Below are 10,780 nucleotides of genomic sequence, written 5' to 3' on the forward strand. Positions count from 1 at the left end.
TATTTACTCTTTTTCCAATGAATATTTTATATTGTGACATTTTTTAGTGCAGATAAGAAATTTTGTCATAAATTAGGTGAAACTATTTTGATACCTTGTAGCGCTGTAACTAGCTCAGCAATATTTTTAGCTGCCATTTTATCCATCACTTTTGCACGATGTACTTCGACTGTTCTGATGGAAACACAAGCCACTTCCGCAATTTCACGATTCATTAATCCTTGAATGACATAATAGGCAATGTCTTTTTCTCTTGGCGTTAATGAAGCATAACGGCGACGAATATCATGTGCGGTAAAACGGGTATTAGTTTCAATAAATGCGGCATCTAAGGCAGATAACAGTGCATGGCTATCAACGGGTTTTTGTAAAAAATCAATAGCGCCTTTTTTGATCTCCTCAACGGCCATAGGAATATCACCATGTCCGGTTAAAAAAATGACAGAAAGTGTACTGTGTTTATCAATTAAATGCTGGTGGACTTGTCTACCGTCAGGTTTTGGCATCCTCATATCTAATAATACAACGCCTTGTTGATAAAGATTGACGTTGTTAATAAAAAACTCGCTATCATTCCAGACATGGGCAGAGTAACCTAAACTTTCTAATAAAAACTGACACGCATCAGTGACAGCAAGATCATCATCAACAAGATGAATAGTTGGCATTTTTTCTCCATTATTTATTTTTGTTAGGGAAAATAAGGGTGATTTTTAATCCAATTTTATTTTGCTCATTATTTTGATTTTCAATATGAATATCAGCGCCTTGAGAAAGTAATAAACGTTGACAAATGACTAAACCTAGTCCAAGACCTTCCATTTTTGTTGTTTGGAATGGGGCAAAGGGCTGTTCAAGTTGGCTGTCGGTCATTCCACCTGCATCATCTTCAATAACGATAAGCAGCCGATCAGGCGCCTTATGGGTGCTAATTTTTAGTACTTTAGTGCCAGCTTGGAGACTATTAGTGATTAAATTCGATAAAATTTGCTCTAATAATGTTTCAGGTAAATACAAGGTATCATGTTTATCAATATGGGTGACCAGTGAAACCTGTGGGTATTTCCCTTCTACGCGTAAAAGCTTCCAGATATGTTGGATACATTCCGCAATATTTTGATGAGAAAGCGAAATTGTATCGGTATTAGGTGTTTGTTTTCCAACCCATAAACGTAGATTTCTAATGATATCAGCACCGCGTTGTGCTTGTTTATCTATTTGTTGCAATGCAGGTAGCAATGGGTGCGATTCATTCTCTTTTTTAAGGCGAATAACGCTTCCTTGTGCATAGCTTTTTATCGCAGAAAGTGGCTGATTAAGCTCATGAGCAAACCCTGAAGCCATTTCTCCCAATATGTTTAAGCGTTGAGCGTGTTCTAACTCTTCTTTTTGCTGTCTTAATCGATTGTGTGCATGTTCCAATTGGCGACTACGACGTCTCACTAAATAACTGACCCAGACTTGATTTAGTATGAGAAAAAGGATAGCGGCTAATGAAAGACCAATAATAAATTGGTGTTGAATCGCCCAACTTTGTGCATCTTGCCAGAGTTGTCTTTGTCGAGGGTGCTGATTTACTTCTCTTAATAGTGTCTCAACTTGGGTATGTGATGCTGGAGCCCCCCATTTCATCGGCTTACTATCCTCCGTGAGTAAAATTCGTGTGACTTTATCAACTAACTCATCAGGAACGGTATCTAGTGCAGCAAATGACCAATTAGGGTAGAGCGGTGTACTAGTTAAACAAGGTGTGTTGGTTTGGTAGGTGATCACTGGCCGATAATCACTTTTTTTTATTAATCCCTCACTATCCATATTTTCCAACAAACAGACGGGGATAATTGCAGCATTAATATCTTCATCTCGTAAAAGGTAAAGCAAAGCATCAGCAGGAAAACCGGTGAAACGTAATGTGAAATCTTTATCAGGATCAATCCCTTGCTCTTGTAGCGCTTTATAACCTAAAAGGTATCCACCAAACGCATCGGGTGCAATGGCTCCGACACGTTTTCCTATTAGCTCGTTAACAGAAGTAATTGGACTATCGTTACGGACTAAAATTAGGCTACCAATGACATTTCTTGTTGTGTTATCAGGCTCATAGCCGGAGTGTAATGAGAGCAACCAACGTAACGGAAATGCATTATCTAATTGAATAAATTGCGCTGGATTTGTTAGTAAGAAATCAACGTTTTTTTTCGCTACCGCTAATTTCATTTCTTCAAGATTTAAAGGAACTAATACAAAGTTTTCTGTTGGGAGATGTTTATTCAATGTATCAACAAGTGGGTGCCAATGCCTTTGAGTTGATGCATCTCCTCGTAGTGCTAAAACGCCGATCGTCCACTCTTTTGCTGCGGCTTGTAAAGGAAGGATAAAAAAGAGCAGTAATAACCCGATGGTAACTGCATGTTTTTTCCCAATTGTCTGTTTTATCGTCATAAATATCTAATGTTAAATATTGTTTTGGATCAAGTTCGCACAGGGTATGTGGTAAACCACAATAGGTGCCGTCTTCAGTAATTTTTACAATGCTCTTATAACAAAACACATACTTTTTACTTTCTATTTCCTTCACTCATTGTGAGCTTGTGTTATTGAGTGATACTGGAGACAAATATGGATCTTGGAAAACGAAAATTTTTACAACAATTAGGGGTCCTTACTGCGGGTGCTTCAATAGTTCCTTTAGCTGAAGCCGGCATTAAATTATCGCCTGAGCGTCGTGAAGGCTCAGAAGATAAACGTTACGGAATGCTGATTGATTTACGCCGTTGTGTAGGATGCCAGTCCTGTACAGTAAGCTGTAATATTGAAAATCAGACTCCTCAAGGACAATTTAGGACGACAGTAAACCAATATCAGGTTGCTATCAAGGGGCAAGAAGGGATCACGAATGTCTTACTGCCTAGATTGTGTAACCATTGTGATGAACCGCCTTGTGTACCAGTTTGCCCTGTTCAAGCCACTTTCCAACGTAAAGACGGCATTGTCGTCGTTGATAATGAACGTTGTGTTGGTTGTGCTTATTGTGTTCAAGCATGTCCTTATGACGCACGCTTTATTAATCACTCAACACAAACAGCAGATAAATGCACGTTCTGTGCGCATCGCCTCGAAGTTGGATTGCTACCTGCGTGCGTTGAATCTTGTGTCGGTGGTGCTCGTATTATCGGCGATATGAAAGATCCTAATAGCACTATCAGCAAAATGCTGCGTACACATGAAAAAGAGCTGAAAGTATTAAAACCAGAAAGTGGCACATTGCCACAAGTTTTCTATCTCGGCCTCGATGATGCATTTGTACAACCGTTAGAAGGTCAAGGACAACCCGCATTATGGCAGCAGGAGGTTCACTCATGATCCCGCAAGTCTCTCAAATTCAAGAAGTCATTGCGATCCCGCAAGAATATTTTTGGTTGCCTTGGGCTGTGCAGTATTTCTTTTTTATTGGTATTGCTTGCTGTGCAACACTTTACGCCTGTTGGCAGTGTTGGAAAGGCAGTGCAGGTAATCAACGTTTAGAAGCTGTTGCGGTATTTATTGCAGTAACCGCGGGTATTACAGCACCTCTGGCTTTAACAGCAGATTTACACCAAACAGCACGTGTGTGGCATTTCTATGCTTATCCAACACCATGGTCGTGGATGGCATGGGGCTCACTGTTACTACCATTATTTTCAGCATTTAGCATACTTTATTTTGCGGCAATGATCGTTCGCTTAGTATGGAAACGTGAATATAAATTAACTCGTTGGGTGGCATTAGCTTGCTCATTAACTGCGATTGGTTTGTTGTTATATACAGGTCGTGAAGCATCTATCTTAAAAGCAAGACCTGTGTTGTATACCTATTGGTTACCGATCCTACTGTTCTTTAGTGCAATGCAAGTACTACCAACACTACTAGCATTAGGAACACGCCGTGAACCTGTATACCAGCGTGAATTAGCGATGTGGTTTGTGAGTTCTCTGATGTTATTAGCAGTATGTACGGCTTTTTGGGTTGCTGGCGATACAATTTCAGGCCTAGCAATTAGAGAACAATTAGCGATGGGAAGTCTTGGCTGGTGGAGTGCCATAGGTGTTATCGCACTATGGGGGATCTCTGTCGTGATGGGACTTTTGATGGCAAAACAAGCACGTTCGGCTGTGTTTATTACCATCATGGCATTTGTATCAATGGGACTTGCGTGGGTATTACGCTGGTTGATGTTGATGGGGGCTCAATACATTCCCAAATATAACATCATTACAAACCCTTATGAGTTTACGCTAGGTAATGATGGACTGATGTCAATTGTCGGTACATTTGGATTGTGGATAGCGTTAACCATTTTATTTAGAGAAAGTATTCGTTGGGTTGTCAGGAGAGTGCAGCATGGCTAAGTTTACAAGACGTCAATGGCTTAAAGGTGGGTTAGTTATCGGTGGTATTGCCGCATTTGCTGCCAGTTACCGTGATGTTGCTAAACGTGCCGTAGATGGTTTAGTTGATGGCACATCAGGCAAAGTAACACTTGATAGGATCAACGGGAACTCTTTATTACCTGAAGGTAAAATTGTAAAAGACGCGAAATGGCAAGCAAATACAGAGCAATCTGTTTGTATGACCCAATGTTTTGGGTGCTGGACACAATGCGGTGTGCGTGCCCGTGTTGATAGAGCAAATAATAAAATTTTGCGTATTGCTGGTAATCCTTATCACCCACTTTCTCATGATCATCATTTTGGCTATAACATGCCAATTAAAGAAGCATTGGAAAAAATGGGGGGGGAAAGTGGGTTAGAAAACCGCTCGACGGCTTGTGCTCGTGGTGCAACCATGATGGAAAGCCTTGATAGCCCAACACGTATTCTTGAACCAATGAAACGCGTGGGTAAACGTGGTGAAGGTAAATGGAAACGTATCAGTTTTGAGCAGTTGATCCAGGAAGTTGTCGAAGGTGGCGATCTCTTTGGTGAGGGGCATGTTGATGGTTTACGTGCTATTCGTGATTTAGATACTTTAATCGATCCAAAACAACCGGCTTTAGGCCCTAAAGCGAACCAATTATTGATGACAAATGCGGGTGATGATGGACGTGATTCGTTTATTCGTCGTTTTGCTCAAAACTCATTTGGTAGTAAAAACTTTGGTGCTCACGGCTCTTATTGTGGATTAGCGTACCGTGCCGGCTCTGGTGCGTTAATGAACGATTTAAATAAAAACGCTCACGTTAAGCCTGATTGGGATTACGTTGAATTTGCTCTGTTTTTAGGAACATCACCGGCACAATCAGGTAATCCATTTAAACGTCAAGGCCGTCAGTTAGCTAACGCTCGAATTCGTGATTCGTTTAATTATGTGGTTGTTGCACCAGCTTTACCTCTAACAACGACATTAGCGAACGATCATGGTCATTGGGTTCCTGTTCAACCGGGAACGGATGCGGCTTTAGTGATGGGAATGATCCGCTGGATCATTGAAAACAAGCGCTACAATGCAGAATATCTGTCAGTACCAAGTGAAGTTTCAATGAAAAATGTGGGTGAGAAGAGCTGGACAAATGCGACTCACCTTGTGGTCAGTGATGAAAAACATCCACTTTCAGGACAAATGCTCACTACGGCACATTTAAATGATGTTGCAGAAGGGGAAGAGCAAAACTTAGTGTTATCGCTAGATGGTGAATTAGTTCCCGCAACACAAGTCGATAAAGCACAATTATTTGCTACGTATAAAGTCATTTTAAAAACAGGCGCAGAAGTGACTGTAAAATCAAGTTTTCAATTACTTGATGAAGCAGCTAAACGTATGACTCTGGCTGAATATAGCGAGCGCTGTAAAGTACCAGAAACGACCATTGTTGCATTAGGTCGCGAATTTACTGCTTATGGACGAAAAGCCGCAGTTATCTCTCATGGCGGTATGATGGGAGGAAATGGTTTTTATACTGCTTGGAGTGTGATTATGCTCAATGCACTAATAGGTAACTTAAACCTTAAAGGTGGAGTATCTGTTGGTGGCGGTAAATTTAATGGCGCAACAGACGGCCCTTGTTACAAAATGGATAGCTTTAAGGGTAAAGTGAAGCCAAAAGGCATGGTGTTATCACGCAGTAAAGTAGCTTATGAGAAATCTGATGAGTACCGTGAGCGAGTAGAAAAAGGGGAATCTCCATATCCAGCAAAAGCACCTTGGTATCCGTTTGCTGCTGGGCAATTAACTGAACAATTGGGTTCTGCGTTAGCGGGTTATCCTTATTCATTAAAAGCATGGATCACGAATATGACCAACCCTGTTTATGGGATTGCTGGTATTCGTCAAGTAATGGAAGAGCGTCTTAAAGATCCGAAGCATCTGCCTTTAATTATCGGTATTGATGCTTTTATGAATGAAACAACTGCGCTGGCAGATTATATCGTGCCTGATACACACAACTTTGAAAGTTGGGGGTTTAGTGCGCCTTGGTCTGGTGTTCAAACTAAAGCAAGTACTGCACGTTGGCCGATTATTGAACCTCGTGTTGCTAAAACAGCGGAAGGCCAACCAATTTCAATGGAAACATTCTGTATTGCCGTTGCAAAAGCCTTAGACTTACCCGGCTTTGGTGATAAAGCTATTGAAGATATGGATGGAAATTTCTATCCAATCAACAGTGCAGAAGATTACTATTTACGTGTTGCGGCTAATATGGCATTTATGGGTGAGAAACCTGTTGTACCAGCAACCAATGAAGATATTTTATTAAGTGGTGTAGATCGCATTTTACCTGCGATAACTTCAACGTTAAAAAATGAAGAAGTTCTTCAAGTTGCGTATATCTATACGCGAGGTGGCCGTTTTGCACCTTATGAAAAAGCATGGAATGGTGATGAAACAGGGCCGCAGTGGAAACAACCATTGCAGATTTGGAATGAAGAAGTGGCGAAAAACCATCATGCAATAACAGGTGAACGTTATAGTGGTTGCCCGACTTATTATCCGCCACGTTTATCGGATGGTAGCGATATTCATCAGCATTATCCTGAAGAGCAGTGGCCATTGAAATTAATGTCCTTTAAATCTCATGTGGTGAGTAGTTCAACGGGTATGATACAACGTTTACGAATGGTGAAACCGAGTAACTTGGTCGCAATTAATCCTCAAGATGGTAAAAAATGGGGGGTTAACCATGGTGATAAGGTTCGTATTGTAACACCTGGTGGGCAAGTTGAAGCTGAGATTAGCTTGCTCGATGGTGTAATGCCGGGGGTTTTAGCTATTGAACATGGATATGGGCATCAAGAGTTAGGTTCTCGTCAGCATTACTTAGATGAACAACCATTACCAATGGATAAAGGTATTGGTAGCGGTATTAACCTTAATGATTTAGGTTTTGCTGATCCAACTCGTCAAATCACTAATACATGGTTAGATTGGGTATCTGGTGCATCTGTTCGCCAAGGTTTACCCGCTAAGATTGAGCGTATAGCTTAATTCTCAATCTGGTATTGTGAATAATCACTTCACTCTTTATTAGAAGCAGAGTGAAGTGATTGCAAAACAAATCAGTTTTACTTTATTTTTTATAAGATATAACTATATTAGTTTTATTGTTTTAATATCATATATATCCTAAATACATAATAGTATAATAATTTTAAGGTGACCACCACGCATATTAGCCACCTCATTACAGTGAGTAATAATAGGAAATGGACTCCTTTTTTCTTTCTTTTGTTTATTTTTTTGATCGAAATTTAATAGGGTTATTTCTCATATATATATTTTAAAATGTTATATATAAAAAATAACTCAATTCGATTTTTTACATTAATTTTTTCTGTAATATGTCTTTTGTGTGAATATACTGTGCTACTACTAATGGATAGTTTTTTAGCGATTTGATGATTAGGTATTTCACTCATCCAATAATTAATTATTTTTTGTTCTTGTAAACTAAAAATAGAACATAATGAATGTTTATAAGTTGGAAAGAAAACTTGGCACCGAGAAGTGAACATCGATGCCTTTTCAAGCACCCAAGGAAGTATCTTTTTTGGAAGGATAAAACAGTTGTTTGTCAATGAGATAGGTCTTTCTTTATCTGGATAGTTTGCATCTAGATAAAGATAAAGCCGACAGTTCTTTGTTGAAAGAAAAAAAAGCTGCAAATGAGGGCAATATGCTATTTCCCGGCAATATCTTGTGAGATCAATAAATATGATATCTGGCATTGAGTGATTAATATAATTATTGGCTTCCTGTATAGATGGCATATCAATTATTTCATGTCTTACATTTCTCTTCTCAAAATAGTGTTTTATACCATTACGAGTAAAAAAACATTCGTCAATAATTAATACTTTCACAAATAACTTCCTTGTTTGTCGTTGTTTTAATTTATTAAAATAAAGATAACCTTATTTTATGTCAATTCGGCTTATGTGTTCTTTTCTTGAAGATATATCGAATAAAAAGGTTATGATTATTTTTCCATTAAATGGGAGTCGATTTATTAATATAACTAATTATTTTTATACTGTAAGAGCTGGCTTATATAGATATAAACAATATGTGGTAGTGGATTGGTGAGAGATAAAATGAGAACAGGAGTACCAAGTACTCCTGCTTTGCGTTCGCTATCTTTTCTAGATTTTTTTATTAATGCTTGGTGTTGACTGAAACAGAATCTTCAGATGATTCAATTTTATCAATACCTGCTTGAAGAATATGAATCAACTGCTTAGCTATGTCTGTTGTGAGCCAAAGTGTCTTATCTACAACTGCATTTTCTGGATGATGTTCGTTTTCAGGAAGATAATGCAAACGCAACATCATGGCATCGTAGATGTCAACGGTACTGATGTCCCAGCCTACAACAGGGTGTGTCTGAATAACTTCATTTTTTCTACTCATAATACCTCCTAATCATACAACCGGTTTTGACTAAGAGAGAAGCTCCCACGCAATGTGGTTACTTTTCAGTATACGAGATTTATCATGATTAAAAAGATAAATTTTTGTTGTAACAAAAAAATGTGTGCTGGCTCTGATAAAAGAGCAATGCACCATTAACAGTCTAACAAATGTTATATGGTGCATTTTAGAAAAATATCAAGGGGGTGAGATTAATCGACAGTAATATCCCAGTGAATATTTTCATTCGCTAAGAATGGGATAAGTGCTTCATCACCACAAAGGATTTGTGCTGGAGCCTCAACAGTTTTTTCAGTTAATGTGATGGTTCCTTCATTAACCGGTAAACCATAGAAACGAGGGCCATTTAGAGAACAGAAAGCTTCAAAATGTTGTAATGCATTGAGTTCTTTAAATACGGTTGCGTAAGCTGCCAGCGCGGTTGGCGCATTAAATACCCCAGCACAACCACAAGATGATTCTTTGCGATGTTGTAAGTGAGGTGCAGAATCTGTACCTAAGAAGAAGCGAGAATTTCCTGACGCAACAGCTTCTCTTAGTGCTTCTTGGTGAACGTTGCGTTTAAGAATAGGTAAGCAATATAGGTGAGGTTTAACACCACCTACCAACATATGATTGCGGTTAAACATCAAGTGTTGCGGGGTAATAGTGGCACCAAGAAACTCATTTCCTTCTAAGACATACTGAGCTGCTTCTTTAGTTGTAATGTGTTCAAAAACAATTTTTAGCTCAGGAAATTGCTTGCGTACAGGAGACATAACGCTATCAATGAAACGTGCTTCTCTATCAAAAATGTCAATGCTTGAAGCGGTTACTTCGCCGTGGATCAGCAATGGCATGCCGATTTTTTCCATCACACTTAAGATAGGATAAATCTTTGTGATATCAGATACACCATGACTTGAGTTAGTTGTTGCATTTGCAGGATAAAGTTTACAAGCAGTAAAAACACCTTGTAAGAAACCTTGTTCGACTTCTGAAGGTAGTGTGCTATCTGTTAAATAGCAAGTCATTAACGGTTCGAAGTTATCTCCGGCAGGAATAGCCGCTTTGATGCGATCACGGTAAGTGCGAGCAGCTTCAATCGTTGTAACTGGTGGAACAAGGTTTGGCATGACTATAGCTCTGCCAAAATAGCGACTGGTATAAGGAACAACAGTTTTTAGCATGTCATCATCACGAAAGTGAACATGCCAATCATCTGGACGGTGAATAGTGAGGGTGATAGGTTGTGCAGTGGTCATATACCGGCTCCGTGTGTCTTAGGAAAATCGAAAGATCAAGGATTGGATTGGACTAGGTAGTCAAGCCGGAAATGAATGCTAATACGAAAACGATTAAATAGCTACCATTTAATCGCATTTTTTTATTATATTTTTGGGAAGTGTGTAAGGTAAAACAGAGAATAAAATCAAAATGTTACGAGGGTGACACAAAGAGAAATGGCTCCTCCAACTGGACTCGAACCAGTGACATACGGATTAACAGTCCGCCGTTCTACCGACTGAACTATGGAGGAACATCATTAAGTGGCGTGTATCATATAGTGGGTGGTTTGATATGTCAAAGGACAATCGACGATATTTGTTTAAGTGCATAGATAAACGACATATTGTTCGTTTCTAAAACAGATAATCTAATTATGAGATAATAAACATTTTTTAATTGGATGTTTTTTCCACGCCGAATACTGAAAATAAAGAAATAACGTATTTAAGTCAACGCGGAAATCTAAAAAATAAATGAGATAGAAAAAGAAGAAAGGTAATGATAATAGAAAAGATGAAAAGCAAAAAGCCCGCACTGAGATAGTGCGGGCTTTTCTAAATTTGGCTCCTCCAACTGGACTTGAACCAGTGACATACGGATTAACAGT

8 protein-coding genes and 1 tRNA gene are annotated in these 10,780 nt (G+C 39.0%); 3 read left to right on the plus strand and 6 right to left on the minus strand.

The features are described 5' to 3' along the window. Positions 1–65 precede the first annotated feature (65 nt). Positions 66–668 (minus strand): tetrathionate respiration response regulator TtrR, encoded by a 603-nt coding sequence (gene ttrR / locus GWI59_RS14040; protein WP_109847271.1) that lies wholly within the window; start codon positions 666–668, stop codon positions 66–68. Between the two features lie 10 nt (positions 669–678). After that, on the minus strand, positions 679–2,442 hold the full coding sequence (ttrS, locus tag GWI59_RS14045; RefSeq protein WP_109847272.1) for a tetrathionate respiration histidine kinase TtrS: 1,764 nt from the start codon (positions 2,440–2,442) through the stop codon (positions 679–681). Between the two features lie 177 nt (positions 2,443–2,619). Between ttrS and ttrB the strand changes: the two genes are divergently transcribed. The 3 genes from ttrB to ttrA are packed head-to-tail and all read left to right on the plus strand — an operon-like array spanning position 2,620 to position 7,461. Further along, entirely contained in the window at positions 2,620–3,363 is a 744-nt protein-coding gene (gene ttrB / locus GWI59_RS14050) for a tetrathionate reductase subunit TtrB (RefSeq protein WP_006533227.1), read from the plus strand. Beyond that, entirely contained in the window at positions 3,360–4,388 is a 1,029-nt protein-coding gene (gene ttrC, locus GWI59_RS14055) for a tetrathionate reductase subunit TtrC (RefSeq protein ID WP_109847273.1), read from the plus strand. Before ttrB ends, ttrC begins: the two co-directional genes overlap by 4 nt. Further along, positions 4,381–7,461, plus strand: coding sequence for a tetrathionate reductase subunit TtrA (gene ttrA / locus GWI59_RS14060; protein WP_072063133.1), 3,081 nt, complete (start codon positions 4,381–4,383; stop codon positions 7,459–7,461). Before ttrC ends, ttrA begins: the two co-directional genes overlap by 8 nt. A gap of 272 nt (positions 7,462–7,733) precedes the next feature. Here the strand turns inward: ttrA and GWI59_RS17620 are convergent, their stop codons facing one another. The 4 genes from GWI59_RS17620 to GWI59_RS14080 form a co-directional block, all read right to left on the minus strand. After that, positions 7,734–8,336 (minus strand): response regulator transcription factor, encoded by a 603-nt coding sequence (locus GWI59_RS17620; RefSeq protein ID WP_006533220.1) that lies wholly within the window; start codon positions 8,334–8,336, stop codon positions 7,734–7,736. A 292-nt stretch (positions 8,337–8,628) separates the two neighbouring features. After that, the gene (bssS, locus tag GWI59_RS14070) at positions 8,629–8,883 is read right to left on the minus strand and encodes a biofilm formation regulator BssS (protein WP_072063131.1); all 255 of its coding nucleotides are present in this window, start codon (positions 8,881–8,883) and stop codon (positions 8,629–8,631) included. Positions 8,884–9,095: 212 nt separating this feature from the next. Beyond that, on the minus strand, positions 9,096–10,148 hold the full coding sequence (gene pyrC / locus GWI59_RS14075; RefSeq protein ID WP_109400765.1) for a dihydroorotase: 1,053 nt from the start codon (positions 10,146–10,148) through the stop codon (positions 9,096–9,098). A gap of 199 nt (positions 10,149–10,347) precedes the next feature. Beyond that, a tRNA-Asn gene (locus tag GWI59_RS14080) sits at positions 10,348–10,423 on the minus strand. Positions 10,424–10,780: the final 357 nt, after the last annotated feature.

The sequence above is a fragment of the Proteus sp. G2673 genome (genome assembly GCF_009915125.1).
Taxonomy (GTDB): domain Bacteria; phylum Pseudomonadota; class Gammaproteobacteria; order Enterobacterales; family Enterobacteriaceae; genus Proteus; species Proteus penneri.

Bases quoted from the DNA above. Each gene is read 5' to 3' on its own strand.
- ttrA (WP_072063133.1), top strand. From the start codon at position 4,381: ATGGCTAAGTTTACAAGACGTCAATGGCTTAAAGGTGGGTTAGTTATC.
- ttrB (WP_006533227.1), top strand. From the start codon at position 2,620: ATGGATCTTGGAAAACGAAAATTTTTACAACAATTAGGGGTCCTTACT.
- ttrR (WP_109847271.1), bottom strand. From the start codon at position 668: ATGCCAACTATTCATCTTGTTGATGATGATCTTGCTGTCACTGATGCG.
- ttrS (WP_109847272.1), bottom strand. From the start codon at position 2,442: ATGACGATAAAACAGACAATTGGGAAAAAACATGCAGTTACCATCGGG.
- bssS (WP_072063131.1), bottom strand. From the start codon at position 8,883: ATGAGTAGAAAAAATGAAGTTATTCAGACACACCCTGTTGTAGGCTGG.
- ttrC (WP_109847273.1), top strand. From the start codon at position 3,360: ATGATCCCGCAAGTCTCTCAAATTCAAGAAGTCATTGCGATCCCGCAA.
- pyrC (WP_109400765.1), bottom strand. From the start codon at position 10,148: ATGACCACTGCACAACCTATCACCCTCACTATTCACCGTCCAGATGAT.